This is a genomic window from Ramlibacter sp. MMS24-I3-19, assembly GCF_050320135.1.
Lineage (GTDB): Bacteria > Pseudomonadota > Gammaproteobacteria > Burkholderiales > Burkholderiaceae_C > Ramlibacter.
On record NZ_CP190017.1, the window covers coordinates 2,130,321 to 2,146,267 of the forward strand.

16 protein-coding genes and 1 pseudogene are annotated in these 15,947 nt (G+C 69.7%); 8 read left to right on the top strand and 9 right to left on the bottom strand.

The window, feature by feature from the left end; translation table 11 throughout:
* The 3 genes from kynU to ACPWT1_RS10660 all read right to left on the bottom strand — a co-directional run bounded on the left by kynU (position 1) and on the right by ACPWT1_RS10660 (position 2,278).
* Entirely contained in the window at positions 1-1,260 is a 1,260-nt protein-coding gene (kynU, locus tag ACPWT1_RS10650) for a kynureninase (RefSeq protein WP_427915334.1), read from the bottom strand.
* Positions 1,257-1,883 carry an arylformamidase gene (gene kynB / locus ACPWT1_RS10655; protein ID WP_427915335.1) on the bottom strand — a complete coding sequence of 209 codons (627 nt, stop codon included), beginning with the start codon at positions 1,881-1,883 and terminating at the stop codon, positions 1,257-1,259. Before kynB ends, kynU begins: the two co-directional genes overlap by 4 nt.
* A gap of 71 nt (positions 1,884-1,954) precedes the next feature.
* On the bottom strand, positions 1,955-2,278 hold the full coding sequence (locus tag ACPWT1_RS10660) for a YkgJ family cysteine cluster protein (RefSeq protein WP_427915336.1): 324 nt from the start codon (positions 2,276-2,278) through the stop codon (positions 1,955-1,957).
* 79 nt (positions 2,279-2,357) lie between these two features.
* On the opposite strand from ACPWT1_RS10660, the gene ACPWT1_RS10665 reads away from it, so the two are divergent.
* Positions 2,358-2,735: a hypothetical protein gene (locus ACPWT1_RS10665; protein WP_427915337.1), complete on the top strand. Its 378-nt coding sequence runs from the start codon at positions 2,358-2,360 to the stop codon at positions 2,733-2,735.
* Positions 2,736-2,766: 31 nt separating this feature from the next.
* Here the strand turns inward: ACPWT1_RS10665 and argF are convergent, their stop codons facing one another.
* The gene (gene argF / locus ACPWT1_RS10670; RefSeq protein ID WP_427915338.1) at positions 2,767-3,717 is read right to left on the bottom strand and encodes an ornithine carbamoyltransferase; all 951 of its coding nucleotides are present in this window, start codon (positions 3,715-3,717) and stop codon (positions 2,767-2,769) included.
* 2 nt (positions 3,718-3,719) lie between these two features.
* The gene (locus tag ACPWT1_RS10675) at positions 3,720-4,913 is read right to left on the bottom strand and encodes an aspartate aminotransferase family protein (RefSeq protein ID WP_427915339.1); all 1,194 of its coding nucleotides are present in this window, start codon (positions 4,911-4,913) and stop codon (positions 3,720-3,722) included.
* 255 nt (positions 4,914-5,168) lie between these two features.
* Here ACPWT1_RS10675 and ACPWT1_RS10680 point away from each other — a divergent pair, with 255 nt between their 5' ends.
* A complete protein-coding gene (locus ACPWT1_RS10680) occupies positions 5,169-5,489 on the top strand; it encodes a DUF3579 domain-containing protein (protein WP_427915340.1) in 321 nt (106 codons plus the stop codon).
* Between the two features lie 141 nt (positions 5,490-5,630).
* Here the strand turns inward: ACPWT1_RS10680 and rpsT are convergent, their stop codons facing one another.
* Positions 5,631-5,939, bottom strand: coding sequence for a 30S ribosomal protein S20 (gene rpsT / locus ACPWT1_RS10685; RefSeq protein ID WP_427915341.1), 309 nt, complete (start codon positions 5,937-5,939; stop codon positions 5,631-5,633).
* A 151-nt stretch (positions 5,940-6,090) separates the two neighbouring features.
* Between rpsT and murJ the strand changes: the two genes are divergently transcribed.
* Both murJ and ACPWT1_RS10695 read left to right on the top strand, forming a co-directional pair.
* On the top strand, positions 6,091-7,659 hold the full coding sequence (murJ, locus tag ACPWT1_RS10690; protein ID WP_427915342.1) for a murein biosynthesis integral membrane protein MurJ: 1,569 nt from the start codon (positions 6,091-6,093) through the stop codon (positions 7,657-7,659).
* Between the two features lie 53 nt (positions 7,660-7,712).
* Positions 7,713-8,567, top strand: coding sequence for a SirB1 family protein (locus ACPWT1_RS10695; protein ID WP_427915343.1), 855 nt, complete (start codon positions 7,713-7,715; stop codon positions 8,565-8,567).
* A gap of 9 nt (positions 8,568-8,576) precedes the next feature.
* Here the strand turns inward: ACPWT1_RS10695 and ACPWT1_RS10700 are convergent, their stop codons facing one another.
* The 3 genes from ACPWT1_RS10700 to purM form a co-directional block, all read right to left on the bottom strand.
* Positions 8,577-9,428, bottom strand: coding sequence for a division plane positioning ATPase MipZ (locus ACPWT1_RS10700; protein ID WP_427915344.1), 852 nt, complete (start codon positions 9,426-9,428; stop codon positions 8,577-8,579).
* A 161-nt stretch (positions 9,429-9,589) separates the two neighbouring features.
* A complete protein-coding gene (locus ACPWT1_RS10705; protein WP_427915345.1) occupies positions 9,590-10,783 on the bottom strand; it encodes an MFS transporter in 1,194 nt (397 codons plus the stop codon).
* Positions 10,784-10,788: 5 nt separating this feature from the next.
* Positions 10,789-11,820 carry a phosphoribosylformylglycinamidine cyclo-ligase gene (purM, locus tag ACPWT1_RS10710; RefSeq protein ID WP_427915346.1) on the bottom strand — a complete coding sequence of 344 codons (1,032 nt, stop codon included), beginning with the start codon at positions 11,818-11,820 and terminating at the stop codon, positions 10,789-10,791.
* A 96-nt stretch (positions 11,821-11,916) separates the two neighbouring features.
* Between purM and ACPWT1_RS10715 the strand changes: the two are divergent.
* From ACPWT1_RS10715 to pcnB, 4 genes and pseudogenes are all read left to right on the top strand, one after another.
* Positions 11,917-12,989, top strand: a pseudogene (locus ACPWT1_RS10715) (AI-2E family transporter).
* Position 12,990: 1 nt separating this feature from the next.
* Positions 12,991-13,665, top strand: coding sequence for a DnaA regulatory inactivator Hda (gene hda / locus ACPWT1_RS10720; RefSeq protein WP_427915347.1), 675 nt, complete (start codon positions 12,991-12,993; stop codon positions 13,663-13,665).
* A complete protein-coding gene (locus tag ACPWT1_RS10725) occupies positions 13,662-14,348 on the top strand; it encodes an HAD family hydrolase (RefSeq protein ID WP_427915348.1) in 687 nt (228 codons plus the stop codon). The genes hda and ACPWT1_RS10725 overlap by 4 nt, the downstream gene beginning before the upstream one ends.
* A complete protein-coding gene (gene pcnB, locus ACPWT1_RS10730) occupies positions 14,345-15,940 on the top strand; it encodes a polynucleotide adenylyltransferase PcnB (protein WP_427915349.1) in 1,596 nt (531 codons plus the stop codon). Before ACPWT1_RS10725 ends, pcnB begins: the two co-directional genes overlap by 4 nt.
* Positions 15,941-15,947 lie beyond the last annotated feature (7 nt).

Here is a 15,947-nt window from a genome sequence, read left to right on the forward strand (position 1 = left end):
TCAGGTGACCGCATTGCGCTGGTTGAATTCGGGGCGGCGCCATTCTTCGGACGCGAGCACCTGACGCAGTTGTTCGACCGCGTTCCACACGTCCTCGAAGCTGGTGTACAGGGGCGTGAAGCCGAAGCGCAGGATGTCCGGCGCGCGGAAATCGCCGATGACGCCGCGCGCGATGAGCGCCTGCACGATCGCATACGCGCCTTCAGCACGTGCCAGGCACACCTGCGAGCCCCGACGCGCGTGCTCGCGGGGCGTGACGACGGAAAGGCTCGCGTCGCCACAGCGCTGTTCGACCAGCGCGATGAACACGTCGGTGAGCGCGAGCGACTTGGCCCGCAAGGCCTGCATGCCGCCGTGGGGCAGTGCGGCATCCAGCGTGTCTAGTCCGCACTCCAGCGCCAGCATGCTCAGCACCGGCTGTGTGCCGCACAGGTAGCGCGCGACGCCGGGGGCCGGCCGGTACTCGGGCGTGAAGTCGAACGGCGCCGCATGGCCCCACCAGCCGGCCAGCGGCTGCCAGAAGCGGTCTGCATGCCGTGGATGCACCCAGGCGAAAGCGGGGCAGCCGGGGCCACCATTGAGGTACTTGTAGCCACAGCCCACGGCGAAGTCCGCTTCTGCCGCGCGCAGGTCCACCGGCACGGCGCCCGCGCTGTGGGCGAGGTCCCAGATGGCCAATGCGCCGGCCGCATGCGCGTTGCTTGTGACGGCTGCCATGTCGTGCATCGCACCGGTTCGGTAGTTCACGTGCGTGAGCATCAGCACCGCCACGCCTTCCGCCAACGCGTGCGGAATCTTGCCGGCCTCGACCAGCTTCAGCGTGTAGCCGCGTTCCGCGCAGAGCGCCTGCGCGATATACAGGTCGGTCGGGAAGTTGCTGCGCTCGCTGACGACGAGGCGGTGCTTCGGGGCGTCCTGGGCGGCGATGGAGAGCGCTGCGCTCAGCACCTTGTACAGGTTGACGGACGTGGTGTCGGTCGCGACCACTTCGCCTTGCCCGGCGCCGATCCAGCGCGCGATGCGGTTGCCCAGCCGTTGCGGCAGGTCGAACCATCCCGCGTCGTTCCACGAGCGGATCAGGCCCCGGCCCCATTCGTCCTCGATCGCCTTCGCCACGCGCGCGGCGGTGGCGCGGGGCAGGGGGCCGAGCGAATTGCCATCCAGGTAGGTGACGCCTGCGGGCAGCACGAACAAGTCGCGCAACGGACGCAACGCGTCCGCGGTGTCGAGCGCGCGGCAGTCGAGATGGGTGGTGGTCATAGGCTTCGCAGCACGGCACGCACGGGCGAGGCATCGGCCGTGGCCAGCTTCAGCGGCAGCGCGATCAGTTCGTAGTCGCCCTCGGGAACCTCGTCGAGCACCAGGTTCTCCAGCACGCGCAGGCCACGGCGGCGGATCACCTGGTGGCTGTCGAGCGTCTTGCTGTCCGCCGGATCGATGCTGGCGGTGTCGATGCCCACCAGCTGCACGCCGAGGTCGGCGAGCCGCTCGATGGTGCCGGGCGCGAAGGCCGCGAGCTCGCCATCCCAGCGATCGACCGGCATGCGCGCATAGGTGCGCACCAGCACGCGCGGAGGAAGGCCATCAACGCGGTGCGCGATGTCGTCGAAGGTCACCAGCGGCCGCTTGCCGATGGCGTGGATCACGCGGCAAGGACCCAGGTACGGCTCCAGCGACACCGCGCCGATCGGTGCACCGGCGGGGTCGTAGTGCAGCGGCGCGTCGGCGTGCGCGCCCACGTGCGGCGACAGCGTGAGGGTGCTCACGTTGACCGGGCAGCCTGGAGCGATCTGTGCTGCCCACTGCTGCTGGTAGGGCGTGTCGCCGGGGAAGACCGGCGAGCCGGGCTGCACCGGCGGCGAGATGTCCCAGAGGCGTTGCATGCGGAAAGTGTGGACCCGCTGCAAGGGCCGTGGTGTCGGTTGCGGCCAACAGCCGCCAAATTCTTCAGGCCTCAAGCATCGGCGGCGAGCGGGGGCAGGCCGTGCCGCGCGCGTGCCTTCTCGCAGCCGTAGCTGCCTGGCTCGAGTTCGCGGCAGGGATTGGGGCGCCACTCGTAGATGGCGCACGCCGCGCGCTCGCCCACCTTCCCGGTGAGGGCCGCGCAGCGGATCGGCACGTGGTCGGTGCCGCGCATGCGGCAGGTGCTGCCGTTGACCTCGACGGCGAGGCCGGCGGGGACGTTGCCGCCCATGTCGTCCAGTTCGTAGATGGCGAAATCGACGCGGTAGCTGGCGCAGCAGGCGCCACATGCAAGGCAGGGATGGGGATCGGACATGCTGTCAACGGCGGTGCCGCGGCTGGCGTTGCGCAGGAGCTGTATGGGTATACAGCACAACTTCTGAAAGGCAACGACGATGGAACTGCAAACCGCGCGCGCCATTATCGACACCCTGGCGCAGGGCATTCACCCCGTTACCGGCGAAGCCATGCCGGCGGACAGCCCGTACCTTGCGCCACCGGTGATCCGGGCGCTCTTCACCGTCTCGCACGCGCTGGAGGGCGGCACGGCCACACCGCGCCGGCGCGATCGCACCGACCTGCCGGCCAACACGGGCAAGCCCTGGACCGCGGAGGACGACGAGGCCCTGCGCGCCGGCTTCGGCGCGGGCACGCCCACCAAGGACCTGGCGGCGGCCTTGGGCCGCACGCGCTGGGCGGTGGAGTCGCGGCTCGTCAAGCTGGGGGAGATGACGCTGGGTGGAAGCGCCGCGGCGATGCCGCGCTCGCATTGACGCCCGGGCCGCGAAGGCGCGGCGCAGTGGACTAGCCGGTGACCTTGCCGAGCAGCAGGTACTCCATCAATGCCTTCTGCACGTGCATGCGGTTCTCGGCCTCGTCCCACACCACCGATTGCGGGCCGTCGATCACTTCGGCGGTGACCTCCTCGCCGCGGTGCGCGGGCAGGCAGTGCATGAACAGCGCGTCGGGCCTGGCGACGCGCATCATGTCCTCGTCCACGCACCAGTCGGCGAAGGCCTTGCGGCGCTCCTCGTTCTCGGCCTCGTAGCCCATGCTGGTCCACACGTCGGTGGTCACCAGGTCGGCACCGCGGCACGCTTCCATCGGGTCCTTGAACACCTGGTAGCTGTCGCGGCTGCGCACGCCGGCCACGTCCTGGTCCACCTCGTAGCCGGTGGGCGTGCTCAGGTGCACGCGAAAACCCAGCAGGTCGGCGGCCTGCAGCCAGGTGTTGGCCATGTTGTTGCCGTCACCGACCCACGCCACCACCTTGCCGGCCATGGCCGCGGGATCAGGCAGCCCGTCGCTGCCGGTGCCGCGGTGTTCCAGGTAGGTGAAGATGTCCGCGAGGATCTGGCATGGGTGGAACTCGTTGGTGAGACCGTTGATCACGGGCACCCGCGAGTGCTCGGCGAAGCGCTCGATCTTGTCCTGGCCGAAGGTGCGGATCATCACCAGGTCCACCATGCGGCTGATCACGCGCGCGCTGTCCTCGATCGGCTCGGCGCGCCCGAGCTGGCTGTCGCCGGTGGTGAGGTGAACGACGCTGCCGCCCAGCTGGTACATGCCGGCCTCGAAGCTCACGCGGGTGCGCGTGGACGCCTTCTCGAAGATCATGGCCAGCGTGCGGTCGGCCAGCGGGTGGTACTTCTCGTACGCCTTGAACTTGCGCTTGATCGCCGCCGCGCGCCGGAACAGCCACGCGTATTCGTCGGCGCGCAAGTCGGTGAACTGCAGGTAATGCCGGATCGTCATGGTCACTCCGCCAGGAAAGCCTTCACCAGTGGCGCGAGAAGGCCCACCGCCTCGTCGGCCTCGGCCTTCGTGAAGATCAGCGGCGGCAGCATGCGCACGACGGAATCGGCCGTGACGCTGATCAGCAGGCCCGCTTCGGCGGCGCGGTTCACCAGCACGCTGCACGGCTTGGCGAGCTCCATGCCGATCATCAGGCCCTGGCCGCGGATCTCCTTCACGCCCGGCAGCGCGCCCAGTTCGCGCGCGAGTGCCGCGCGCAGGTAGGCGCCGACGGTGGCCGCGTTCTCCAGCAGGCCGTCCTCTTCCATGATGCGGATCGTCTCGACGCCGGCGCGCATCGCGAGCGGATTGCCGCCGAAGGTGGTGCCGTGGTTGCCTGGCTGGAAGATGTTGGCGGCCTTCGGCCCCGCGACCACCGCGCCCACAGGCACGCCGGAGCCCAGGCCCTTGGCGATCGGCATCACGTCGGGGCGGATGCCCGCCCACTGGTGCGCGAACCACTTGCCGGTGCGGCCCATGCCGCACTGCACCTCGTCGATCATCAGCAGCCAGTCGCGCTGGTCGCACAGTTGTCGCACCTGCTGCAGGTACTCGGCGCGCATCGGGTTGATGCCGCCTTCGCCCTGGATTGTCTCGAAGAACACCGCGACGACGTTCCTGTTGCCTTCAGTGGCGGCACGCAGCGCGGCAATGTCGTTCATCGGCACGCGGATGAAGCCGGGCACCATCGGGCCGAAGCCCTTCTGCACCTTCTCGTTGCCCGTGGCCGAGAGCGTGGCGATGCTGCGGCCGTGGAAGGCCTTCTCGTACACCACGATCTGCGGCTCCTCGATGCCCTTGTCGTGGCCGAACTTGCGCGCCAGCTTGATGGCGACCTCGTTGGCCTCCAGGCCCGTGCTGCAGAAGAAGACGTTGGTGAGGCCCGACAGCTCGGCCAGCTTCGCCGCCAGCTTCTCCTGGTTGGGCACGTGGTAGTAGTTGCTGGTGTGGATGATCTTCGCGATCTGGTCCTGCAGCGCCGGCACCAGCTTGGGATGGTTGTGGCCCAGCGTGTTGACGGCAATGCCCGCCAGCGCATCGAGGTACACCTTGCCGTTGACGTCCCACACGCGCGCCCCCTGGCCATGCGACAACGCGATCGGCACGCGGCCGTAGGTGTTCATCGTGTGGGGCGAGGCGGCCTCGATCAGTGCCATGGCGAGCAACTCCTGTCGTGCGGGCCCGTGGAGCCCGGCGGCAAAAAAAATCGGCTCAACGCGTGAGCCATCGAGGTCCGATTCTAGGCACGCCGTGCACGTGCCTTGCTTGCCGATTCCGCATCGCTGCGATGCGCGGCGAGGCTGCCGTCCGCCTTGCCGAACCAGGTTGCAAGTCTTATATAAGATAGAATACTTGTGCGTTGCAGCATAGGGCGATCCCCGGCCGCAATGCCACCTCCAAGCCACCGACCGATGGTCTCCAGCAACGCCACCGAAGTCTTGATCCAGGGCATCACCCGCGACGGCCGCACGTTCCGGCCGAGCGACTGGGCGGAGCGGCTGGCTGGCGTCATGAGCAGCTTCCGGCCCGGAGGCGCGCAGCGCGGCAGCCACCTCAGCTATTCGCCGTGGTGCGTGCCCCGCAATCTCGACGGCGTGAAGTGCGTGGTCGTGCATGCCGACCTGCGCAAGGCCGAGCCGATGGCCTGGGACTTCGTCCTGAACTTCGCGCGCGACAACGACCTGCAGGTTTCGGAGGTCTGCATGCTGCCGGACGACGGCAAGGCCGGGTAGCCGGGCAGCGGCGCGCACGGCATCGCGATCCGGTCTCCCAATGAAAAAAGCCGTCTTGCGACGGCTTTTCCACTTTGCTGGCAGCGCACCCGGTTCAAACGGCGGGCTTCGACCGAAGCCCGGGCGGGTGACCTGGGAAGGTCAGGCGGCGGCTTGCGCCGTGCCAAGGCCCTTGACCTTGGCGGAGAGGCGGCTCTTGTCGCGAGCAGCCTTGTTCTTGTGGAAGATGCCCTTGTCGGCGACGGAGTCGACGATGGCCTGGGCCTTGGCGAAGAGTTCGGTGGCCTTGGCCTTGTCGCCGGAGGCGACGGCCTTCTCCACGTTCTTCACCGCGGTGCGGTACTTGGAGCGCAGGGACGTGTTGGCCGAGTTGAGCTTGACGTCCTGGCGTGCGCGTTTACGGCCCGACGCGAGGCGCGGGTTCTTTTTCTTGGGTTTGGCAGATGCCATGGTGAGGGATCCTTGTGTCTGAGGATGATGCCAGCAAAGCCGTCCATTGTAGCCGTTCGCGGAGTCGCTCCCACGGCCGGGCTGCGGCGCACGCAGGACGTCGCGGGTCTCGACGGGCACGCACATTAAACTCGGCGGCCCGCGAGCCTTCATGAGCCTCTTCAAAGCCGCCTCGACCGTCTCCCTGCTGACCCTGGCCTCCCGCATCACGGGCCTCCTGCGCGACCTGCTGACGGCCGCACTGTTCGGCGCCACGGCCCTCACCGACGCCTTCTACGTCGCCTTCCGCATCCCGAACCTGTTCCGGCGGGTGTTCGGCGAAGGCGCGTTCAGCCAGGCCTTCGTTCCCGTGCTGGCCGCCACGCGGCAGAAGGGCGGCGAAGCAGCAGCCAAGACCGTGGTCGACCACGTGAGCACGGTGCTCGCGTGGACGCTGCTCGTGCTGTGCCTGGCGGGCGTGGTCGGTGCGCCGCTGCTGGTGTGGGCCTTGGCGAGCGGGCTGAAAAAGACGCCGCACGCGTACGACGCCGCCGTGGTCATGACGCGTGTCATGTTCCCCTACATCGGCTTCATGTCCCTGGTCGCCCTGGTCGGCGGCGTGCTCAACACATGGAAGAAGTTCGCGGTGCCCGCGTTCGCGCCGGTGCTGCTGAACGTGTCGCTGATCGTGGCAATGCTGGGCCTCGTGCCGGTGTTCCGCCGCTGGGGCATCGAGCCGATCTACTCGCAGTGCGTGGGCGTGATGGTGGGCGGGCTGCTGCAGCTGGCGATCCAGTGGCCGGCGCTGCGGGGCATCGGCATGTGGCCGCGCATCGGCGCCAGCCGCGACGCGTTCCGCGAGGCCATGAAGGACGAAGGCACGCGGCAGGTGCTGCGCCTGATGCTGCCGGCGCTGCTGGGCGTCAGCGTCGCCCAGATCTCGCTGCTGATCAACACGCAGATCGCCTCGTACCTCGCGCCGGGCAGCGTGAGCTGGCTCAACGCGGCCGATCGCCTGATGGAGTTCCCGACCGCGCTGCTCGGCGTCGCGCTGGGCGTGGTGCTGATGCCCCAACTGGCGGCCGCGCGCGCGGGCCTGGACACCGAGCGCTACTCGACCATGCTCGACTGGGGCCTGCGGCTGGTCGTGCTGCTGGCCGTGCCCAGCTCGGCCGCGCTGCTGGTGTTCCCCGAGCCGCTGGTGGCCACGCTGTTCCACTACGGCGCGTTCCGCGACAACGATGTGGTCCAGGTGGCCCTCGCGTTGGGCGGCTACGGCACGGGGCTGCTCGGCCTGGTGGCGATCAAGGTGCTGGCGCCGGGCTATTACGCGAGCCATGACATGAAGACGCCGATGCGCATCGCCATCGTCGCCCTGGTCGCCACGCAGCTGCTCAACGTCGTGCTCGTGCCGCGGCTGCAGCACGCCGGCCTGGCGCTGTCGATCGGCCTGGGCGCGCTGCTCAACGCCGGCTGGCTGCTGGTCGGCCTGTGGCGGCGCGGCAGCTGGCGACCGGCGGCGGGCTGGACCCTGTTCCTGCTGCAGGTGGTGGCCGCGACGGCGCTGCTCGCCTCGTTCCTCGCGTGGGCGTCGACGCAGTTCGACTGGCTCGCGCTGCGCGCCCATGCGCCCATGCGTGCTGGACTGCTCGCCGCGGTGCTGGCCGTGGCGGCGCTGATCTACTTCGGCGCGCTTCGCATCGGCGGATTGCGCCTGAGGCAATTTGTCACGCGCTGGTAGCGGCGCCCCGAAGCCGCCTTGACGCTGCCGGGCCGCGCCATTACAACGAGCCCATGGCACTGCACTTCGACGTTCCAACTTCCCTGGAGTACTTCCGGTCGCTGGTGCAGGACGACGACCACTTCCCACTGCTCGAAGCCGCGGCCAGCATCGCGCAGGACGAGTACCCCGATCTCGACGTGCAGCAGGTGCTGGGCGACGTCGACCAGCTGCTGGCGCGCCTGAAGCGCCGCCTGCCCGCCGACGCGCCGCCGCTGCAGCGCCTGCGGGCCCTCAACCAGTTCTTCTTCCGCGATCTCTCGTTCGGCGGCAACGTCAACGACTACTGCGATCCGGACAACAGCTACCTCAACGTGGTGCTGCGCACCCGCCGCGGCATCCAGATCTCGCTGGCCGTGCTGTGGATCGAGCTGGCGCAGGGGCTGGGCCTGCATGCGCGCGGCGTGTGCTTCCCGGGCCACTTCATGGTGAAGGTCAACCTGCCCAAGGGGCAGGTCGTGATCGATCCCTTCACGGGGCAGTCGCTCTCGCGCGAGGAACTGTCCGAGCGCCTCGAGCCGTACAAGCGGCGCAGCGGGCTGGTCGACGAGTTCGAGGTGCCGCTGGGCCTGTACCTGCAGGCCGCGCCGCCGCGGGACATCATCGCCCGCATGCTGCGCAACCTGAAGGAGATCCACCGCGCGCAGGAGGACTGGCAGCGGCTCATCGCCGTGCAGGACCGGCTGCTGGTGCTGTTGCCCGATGCCTGGGCCGAGTACCGGGACCGCGGCCTCGCGCATGCGGAGCAGGGCCATTCGGCGCTGGCGGTGCTCGACCTCGAGACCTATCTCATCCACGCCCAGGATTCGCTGGACATCGACGCCATCGCGGACCGCGTGGCCGACCTGCGCCGCGCGCGCAACAGCTAGGACGCCGGTTCAGGCGTGCCGCAGGAACTGCGGCACCACGGACGTGCCGGGCTCGCGCACTTCATCGACCGCGGCAGGCGCGGACTTCTTCGGACCCAGGGTGCGCCATGAGTCCAGCACGGAAGGCCTCGTCGCCGGCGCGAGTGCTTCGGGGCGCGGCCCTTTGCGCACCGCCGCGGCCAGCGTCGGCGCGAGGCGTTGCGGTTCCCTTGCCGGCGCGGGCTCTGCTGGCGCCACCACCGGCTGCAGCCAGGCGAGGATGCCTTGCCACTGCGCCATGTCCGCGGCCACCTGGCTCGCGGGCAGATCGAACAACGTGAGTCCGCGCTCGAGGCATTTCACGTAGAGCTGGGTTTCGCGCAAGGCCGCGACCATGGGCACGTTGTGCACGCTGGCCCACTCCTGCAGGATGTCCGCCGCCCGGGTGCGACCGTCCACGCGCATCGCGACGGTCGCCAGCCGACAGCGGCCCTCGGCCACCTTGGGCAGCGTCCGCAATTCCTCCAGGCAGGCGGCCGCGGAATCGCGGTCGAACACCGAATGGCACACCGGCATCAGGATCGCGTCGGCGGCGATCACCAGGCGCGCCAGCTCGAAGCCGCGCAGGCCGCCGGGCGTGTCGAGCACCGCGTGCGTGATGCCGGCCGGCACGCGCAGCATGTTGGTCTGGTCGATGGCCCAGGGCGCGATGGCGGGCAGTTGCGGATCGCGCCGGCGCAGCCAGCTGCGCGTGCTCTGCTGCCGGTCGACGTCGCCCAGCATCACGGCATGGCCCTGGCGGGCGCACCACACCGCCAGGTGGGCGGCCAGTGTGCTCTTGCCGCTGCCACCCTTGCGATTGACGACGGCGATGACGGGCATGGCGTGCGTGCGGACGGGGAAGGGGCCCAGTCTCCGCCGAACCCGACCGTGCCGTCCAGCGTGGCGGCGGTTTTTCGCTAGAGCTTTTGTAGCTGCGCAACGACTCGCGGCGCGCGAAACGGGTCGGGGCGTGTTGTTTTGCTCGGTCGCCGGACGGCCGGTCACTCCGTGGGTGCAGGCGGCCGGCGCCACAGGAGCGCCGCGAGCGCGGCGACGGCGAAGATTGCGCCGGCAATGAAGGTGGTCGCGCCGCCGCGGGTGTCCCACAGCCATCCGGCCAGGGCACTGGCCAGCAGCAGCGCCACCCCGCTCGCGAGATTGAACATGCCGAAAGCGGTGCCGCGCAGGGCCGCGGGCGCGGCGTCGGCCACCATCGTGGCGAGCAGGCCCTGGGTCATCGCCATGTGCAGGCCCCACAGCAGGATGCCGGCCCAGAGCAGGGGGCCGCGATCGGCCCCAGCCAGCAGCAGGTCGGCGAGCACGAGGAGGGCCAGCCCGCCTGCGAGCAGCCGCGTGCGGTCCATGCGATCGGCCAGCCGGCCGAAGGGATAGGCGCCCGCCGCATACACCACGTTCATCGCGATCATCACCAGCGGCGCCCACGCGACGGGCAGTCCGCCCTGCTGTGCGCGCAGCACCAGGAACGCCTCGGAGAAGCGGGCGAGCGTGAAGATCGCGCCCACCGCCACCACCCACCAGTACGCGGGCGGCATCAGCCGCAGGTTCTTGCGCGAGATCGGGTTGATGCGCCGCCCGTGCACCGGCGCTTCGGGTTCCCGCACCCCGACGACCAGCAGCGCCACGCAGAGCACCGCGGGAATCACAGCGACCCAGAACACGGCGCGGAAATCGCCGGACCACAGCAGCATCAGTGCGACGGCCAGCAGCGGTCCCAGGAACGATCCCACGGTGTCCAGCGACTGTCGCAGGCCGAACGCCGCGCCGCGCATTGCCGGCGGCGCCAGGTCGGCGACCAGCGCATCGCGCGGCGCGCCGCGGATCCCCTTGCCCACCCGGTCGATCAGCCGTGCCCCGAGCACCAGCCCCGAGGTGGTGGCCAGGGCGAACAGCGGCTTGGACGCGGCGCCGAGCCCGTAGCCCAGCACCGCGAGTGGCTTGCGGCGCCCCCACCAGTCGGACATCACGCCGGAGAACACCTTCACGATGAGGGCCGTGGCTTCCGCCGCGCCCTCGACGAGGCCGACGACCAGCATGCTCGAACCGAGCGTGGTGACCATGAAGACGGGCAGCAGGCTGTGGATCAACTCCGAGGAGATGTCCATCAGGAGGCTGACGAACCCGAGCGCCCAGATGGCGCCTGGCAGGCGCGACGCGCCAGAGGGCGTCGCGGACATGCCGCTCAGGCGACGGTGACGACGGGGCCGGGGCCGCGGGCCGCGATGGTGCCGATCTCGTGCACCGTCTCGCCCTGCGCGCGCAGCGTGGTCGCGGTGGCCTGCGCGTGCTCGGCAGCGACGACGATGACCATGCCGATGCCGTTGTTGAAGGTGCGGTTCATCTCGTGGTCGGAGATGCCGGCGGTGCGCTGCAGCCAGGCGAACAGCTCGCTGCGTGGCCAGCTGCCCGCGCGCAGCTGCGCCGCCATGCCCTCGGGCAGCACGCGCGGGATGTTCTCCAGCAGGCCGCCGCCGGTGATGTGGGCCAGGGCCTTGATCGGGTGCTGCGCCAGTGCGGCGAGCACCGGCTTGACGTACAGCCGCGTGGGCGCCATCACCGCTTCGCGGAACGGCTGGCCATCCAGCGTGGCGGGCAGCGACGCACCGGCGCGCTCGATGCACTTGCGCACCAGCGAGAAGCCGTTGGAGTGCACGCCGCTGGATGCGAGGCCCAGCACCGCGTCGCCGGGCTTGACGTCGGCGCCCGTGAGGATCTTCGACTTCTCGACCGCGCCGACAGCGAAGCCCGCGAGGTCGTACTCGCCCGGCGGGTACATGCCCGGCATCTCCGCCGTTTCGCCGCCGATCAGGGCGCAGCCGGAGAGTTCACAGCCGCGCGCGATGCCGCCCACCACGCGGGCGGCGGTGTCCACGTCGAGCTTGCCGCAGGCGAAGTAGTCGAGGAAGAACAGCGGCTCGGCACCCTGCACCAGCACGTCGTTGACGCTCATGGCCACGAGGTCGATGCCGACGGTGTCGTGCATTCCCCATTCGAAGGCCAGCTTGAGCTTGGTGCCGACCCCGTCGGTACCGCTCACCAGAACCGGCTCCCTGTACCGCTTGGGCACCTCGAACAGCGCGCCGAAGCCGCCGATGCCGGCCAGCACGCCTTCGCGCATGGTTTTCTTCGCCAGCGGCTTGATGCGCTCGACCAGCGCGTCGCCCGCGTCGATGTCGACGCCGGCGTCCTTGTACGAGAGGGGAGACTGGCTCATGGGAGGCGGGGAGAGGGGGCACTGCAGAGCGCCCGATAGAATTTGGGGATTCTACCGGCGGCACCCGCCCGCACTCGCGCCGCACGGCACTCCTGCATGCTCTTCACACCGACCCAGAAACGAGCCGCCGCCTGGACGTTGATCGCGCTGCTCGCCCTGGTGCTGCTGCGTGCACTGGGGCCGGTGCTGACGCCCTTCGTGGTGGGCGCCGTGCTGGCCTATGCGCTCACCCCGTTGGTGGACCGCATCGACATGGCGGTCGCGGCCGCGTCCCGCGCGTGCTGGCCGTGGTCGTGGTCGAACTGCTGCTCGTCGTGGTGCTGACCGGCCTGGTCCTCCTCGTGTTGCCGATCCTCGTGAAGGAACTGCCGCTGATGCGCGAGCAGCTGCCCACCATGTTCGACCGGCTCGATGCGACCCTGCGCCCGTGGCTGGCCCAGTTCGGCATCCATGTCGCCTTCGACGTCGAGAGCCTCAAGGGCCAGATCCTGCGCTACCTGCAGGGCAACTACGAGGACTTCGCGGCGCGCCTGATGTCCTCGCTGAAGGTCGGCGGCAGCGTGGCCATCGCGCTGCTGTTCAACGCGGTGCTGATCCCGGTGGCGCTGTTCTACCTCCTGCTCGACTGGGACCGCTTCGTGCATCGCGTGCTCGAGCTGGTGCCGCCGCGCGCACGTCCCGCCGTGGACTCGTTCACCCACGAAGCCGACCAGGTGCTGGGGCAGTACCTGCGCGGGCAATTGCTGGTGATGCTCACGATGGCCATGTTCTATTCGGTGGGACTGACGCTGTTCGGCCTCGACCTCGCGCTGCCGATCGGCGTCTTCACCGGGCTCGCCATGTTCGTGCCCTATCTCGGCTTCGGCATCGGGCTCGCGCTCGCGCTGCTGGTCGGCCTGCTGCAGTTCGAGCCGGCCAAGGCGCTGGCCATGGTGGCTTCGGTCTATGGCACCGGGCAGCTGGTCGAGGGCTTCTACTTCACGCCGCGCCTCGTGGGCGAGCGCATCGGCCTGCATCCGCTGGCGGTGATCTTCGCGCTGCTCGCGTTCGCGCAGCTGTTCGGGTTCGTGGGCGTGCTGGTCGCACTGCCCGCCAGTGCCGTGCTGCTGGTGGCGATCCGCCGCATGCGCAGCGGCTACATGGCCAGCCGGCTGTACCAGGGCGGATGACATGAAACAGCTTGCCTTGCCCATCGCCATGGCCCGGCCCCCCACGCTGGAGGGCTTCTGCGCCGGCCCGAACGCGCCGGCCGTGGAGCATCTCAAGCTCTGGACCGGCAGCCCCACGCGCTCGCCCGTGCCGACCTACCTTTGGGGGCCGCCGGCCAGCGGCAAGACCCACCTGCTGCTCGCGGTGCGCGAGGCACTGCGCGAGCAGGGCGCGGCGGTGGGCTGGCTCGATCCGTCGATCGCCGAGCCGGAACCATTCGACGATCGCTGGGCGGTGGTGCTGATGGACGACGCGCACCTGTACAACGCCGTGCAGCAGCACGCGGCATTCAGCTGGTTCGCCTGCGCGCAGCCGCTGCAGCGCGGCGTGCTGGCCGCGGGTGCGCTGCCGCCGGCGGACCTGAAGGTGCGCGAGGACCTGCGCACCCGCCTGGGCTGGGGCCACGTGTTCCAGCTGCACGTGCTGTCCGAGCCCGAGCGCCGCGCGGTGCTGCGCCAGTCCGCGGACGCCCGCGGCGTGTTCCTGGGCGACGAGGTGATGGACTTCATGCTGTCGCGGTTCTCGCGCGACCTGGGCAGCCTGATGCAGCTGCTGGAGCAGCTCGACGCCTACGCGCTGCAGACCAAGCGCGCCATCACCATCCCGCTGATCAAGTCCATGCTCGAAAGCGAATGAGTTCCCGGCCGCGCATCGCGCTCTTCGACCTCGACAACACGCTGCTGCCGATCGACTCGGACTACAGCTGGGGTGAATTCACGCAGACCATCGGCTGGACCGATCCTGTCGTCTTCAAGCAGCGCAACGACGCCTTCTACGAACACTACAAGGCCGGCACGCTGGACGTGCACGACTACGTGCGCTTCGCCACCGAGGCGATCCGGCTGCGCGGGCGCGGCGAGGCGCTGCAGGCGCGCGAACGCTTCATGCGCGAGGTGATCGCGCCGGCGATCCTGGAACCTGCGAAGGCGCTGCTGGATGCGCACCGCCAAGCGGGCGACCGGCTGGTGATCGTCACCGCCACCAACGAGTTCGTCACGCGTCCGATCGCGCAGGCCTTCGGCGTGCAGGAACTCGTCGCCGTGCAGCTGGCCACCGATGCCGACGGCTGGATCACCGGCGAGATCGACGGCGTGCCCTCGATGCGCGAGGGCAAGGTCGTGCGCGTGGCGGACTGGCTGCGCTCGCAAGGGCTCGACTGGGGCGACGTCGACACGACTTTCTACTCGGATTCCACGAACGACCTGCCGCTGCTGCAGCTCGTGGACCACCCGGTAGCCACCAACCCGGATGCACGGCTGCGCGTGATCGCGCAACAGCACGGCTGGCGCATACTGGACCTGTTCCCTTCCCATCCATGATCAAGAAACTCATCGACCGCCTGCTCGGCGGCGGCGGCAAGCCCCGCTTCGGCAAGCGCCAGGAGATCGGCCCGCAGGAGCACCACATCGACCCCGGCCTGGTGGACGAGCGTGCCCGCAACGTGGTGCACACGCTCAAGGAAGCGGGGTACGAGGCCTACATCGTCGGCGGCGCGGTGCGCGACCTGCTGCTGGGCCTGCGCCCCAAGGATTTCGACGTCGCCACCAACGCCACGCCCGAGCAGGTCAAGAGCCTGTTCCGGCGCGCCTTCATCATCGGCCGGCGCTTCCGCATCGTGCACGTCGTGTACGGCCGTGGGCGCGAGCACGAGGTGATCGAGGTCTCGACCTTCCGCGCCTACATGGACAACGCCGCGGCGGAGGCGGTGGCCGGCAACGAGAAGACCAGCAAGAGCGAGCTGGCCGGCATGAAGCACGCCGTCGACGCCAGCGGGCGCGTGCTGCGCGACAACGTGTGGGGCCCGCAGGAAGAGGACGCCACGCGCCGCGACTTCACCATCAACGCCATGTACTACGACCCCGAGACGCAGACGGTGGTCGACTACCACGGCGGCATCAAGGACGCGGGCCGCAAGCTGCTGCGCATGATCGGCGACCCGTCCACGCGCTACCGCGAGGATCCCGTGCGCATCATCCGGGCCGTGCGCTTCGCGGCCAAGCTCAGTCCGCTCGGATTCGGCTTCGAGCCGAAGACCGGCGCGGCCCTCAAGCCCAGTCTCTCGCTGCTGTCCGACGTGCCGCAGTCGCGCCTCTTCGACGAGATGCTCAAGCTGCTGCAGACCGGGCACTCGGTGGCCACGATCGAGCAGCTGCGCGCGCTGGGCCTGGCCAAGGGCATCTACCCGCTGCTGGACCTGGTGGTCGAGCGCGCCGACCAGCCGCTGGTGCGCGCGGCGCTGCAGGACACCGACCGCCGCGTGTCCGAGGACAAGCCGGTGGCACCGAGCTTCCTGCTCGCCTGCGTGCTGTGGTCCGACGTGCGTGATGGTTGGGCGGCGCGGCTGGCCCGCAAGGAGCATCCGTTCCCGGCGCTGCAGGACGCGATCGACGACGTGTTCAATTCGCGCATCGGCGACGTCTCCGGCCGCGGCAAGCTCGGCGCCGACATGCGCGAGATCTGGATGATGCAGCCGCGCTTCGAGAAGCGCACCGGCAACACGGTGTTCAGCCTGGTGGAGCAGCCTCGCTTCCGCGCCGGCTTCGACTTCATGCGCCTGCGCGCCGACGCCGGCGAGATCGACGTCGTGCTGGCCGACTGGTGGCAGGAGTTCAGCCTGGCCAGCGACGACCTGCGCGAGGACCTGGTGGCGCAGGTGCGCGAGGAACAGCACAAGGGCGCACGCCGCGTGCGCGTGGTGCGTCCCCAGGACAAGGCCTCGCCGGCCGAGCGTCCGGCCAGCGCGGGCGTGCCCGCCGACGAGACCGAAGCCGCCGCACCTGCGGGCGAGGGCACGGGCGATGCGCCGAAGAAGCGCCGCCGTCGCCGCCGCAAGCCGGCCGGCACCGGCGCAGGGTCCAGCAGCGCCGGCGCGGACACCGGCGACGCCGCACCGCCCCCTGCCGCCGAGTGAGGTCGCC

Bases quoted from the DNA above. Each gene is read 5' to 3' on its own strand.
- ACPWT1_RS10705 (WP_427915345.1), bottom strand. From the start codon at position 10,783: ATGTCCGCGACGCCCTCTGGCGCGTCGCGCCTGCCAGGCGCCATCTGG.
- hda (WP_427915347.1), top strand. From the start codon at position 12,991: ATGAAACAGCTTGCCTTGCCCATCGCCATGGCCCGGCCCCCCACGCTG.
- ACPWT1_RS10700 (WP_427915344.1), bottom strand. From the start codon at position 9,428: ATGCCCGTCATCGCCGTCGTCAATCGCAAGGGTGGCAGCGGCAAGAGC.
- kynU (WP_427915334.1), bottom strand. From the start codon at position 1,260: ATGACCACCACCCATCTCGACTGCCGCGCGCTCGACACCGCGGACGCG.
- pcnB (WP_427915349.1), top strand. From the start codon at position 14,345: ATGATCAAGAAACTCATCGACCGCCTGCTCGGCGGCGGCGGCAAGCCC.
- ACPWT1_RS10695 (WP_427915343.1), top strand. From the start codon at position 7,713: ATGGCACTGCACTTCGACGTTCCAACTTCCCTGGAGTACTTCCGGTCG.
- ACPWT1_RS10660 (WP_427915336.1), bottom strand. From the start codon at position 2,278: ATGTCCGATCCCCATCCCTGCCTTGCATGTGGCGCCTGCTGCGCCAGC.
- ACPWT1_RS10725 (WP_427915348.1), top strand. From the start codon at position 13,662: ATGAGTTCCCGGCCGCGCATCGCGCTCTTCGACCTCGACAACACGCTG.
- argF (WP_427915338.1), bottom strand. From the start codon at position 3,717: ATGACGATCCGGCATTACCTGCAGTTCACCGACTTGCGCGCCGACGAA.
- kynB (WP_427915335.1), bottom strand. From the start codon at position 1,883: ATGCAACGCCTCTGGGACATCTCGCCGCCGGTGCAGCCCGGCTCGCCG.
- ACPWT1_RS10680 (WP_427915340.1), top strand. From the start codon at position 5,169: ATGGTCTCCAGCAACGCCACCGAAGTCTTGATCCAGGGCATCACCCGC.
- rpsT (WP_427915341.1), bottom strand. From the start codon at position 5,939: ATGGCATCTGCCAAACCCAAGAAAAAGAACCCGCGCCTCGCGTCGGGC.
- murJ (WP_427915342.1), top strand. From the start codon at position 6,091: ATGAGCCTCTTCAAAGCCGCCTCGACCGTCTCCCTGCTGACCCTGGCC.
- ACPWT1_RS10675 (WP_427915339.1), bottom strand. From the start codon at position 4,913: ATGGCACTGATCGAGGCCGCCTCGCCCCACACGATGAACACCTACGGC.
- ACPWT1_RS10665 (WP_427915337.1), top strand. From the start codon at position 2,358: ATGGAACTGCAAACCGCGCGCGCCATTATCGACACCCTGGCGCAGGGC.
- purM (WP_427915346.1), bottom strand. From the start codon at position 11,820: ATGAGCCAGTCTCCCCTCTCGTACAAGGACGCCGGCGTCGACATCGAC.